A 731-nucleotide genomic window follows, 5' to 3' on the forward strand; every position below is an offset into this window, starting at 1 on the left:
GCAAAGATGTCATTGTAGAGCGAACTGCATCGGTTGGCACGGATGTAGAAATGTTTGCAATGCTTCTCTATCTCACTGACGATTTCCTTCGAGCAGGAACCGCAGTCTGCCCTGAAGCGATTTACACGGATGTTCTGGGATTCCAGAAGAGCGAAGAATCTCTTATGGGTGTCTGCCTGATGAAAACGCACATTCGTGTTACCATCGCTGTTCTCGATATAGACTATCTTGTCACCGATAACATATACGCCAGGCCTGTAGCCGAGGAACTTTTTGTAGGTCGGTTTTGCATCATACTTCTCCGTTTCAAGGAACTGATGGTCAAAGTCAACATCGTATTCCTCAATTTCCTTCAACTCGCCTGTAGAAACCAAAGCGTTTATAAGCAATGTGTTGAGTTTGTCTGCAGTATTGAAATCATAGGTCTTGCCTTGGTCGGAAGTATAGGAGATGTTTTCCTGTGTCAGTTCCTTGATGGCTCTGAGGATGGTATCAGAGCTGCATGTACGAAGGGTAGGATGATACGAGAGATGGCGCATCAGTTGTGACGTTACATCTTCCACGCATGAGCCGCCACAGAAATAAACGCTCATCAGCGAACGGACTATCTCGCTGAACTGATATCCGAAGATACTGCTGCATCTCTGACCCAGTGTTGAGTCGATAACGGGTGAAAGCATGGAGTCAAATTTCTCCATGATTGAAAAAATTCCTCCAAAAGGTGTGAGTTT

General features: G+C 45.4%; 1 pseudogene. It reads right to left on the bottom strand.

The features are described 5' to 3' along the window. Nucleotides 1-731, bottom strand: a pseudogene (locus tag CIK95_RS05115) (IS1380-like element IS612B family transposase); the annotation flags it as partial.

The sequence above is a fragment of the Prevotella sp. P5-108 genome (assembly GCF_002251385.1).
GTDB lineage: Bacteria > Bacteroidota > Bacteroidia > Bacteroidales > Bacteroidaceae > Prevotella.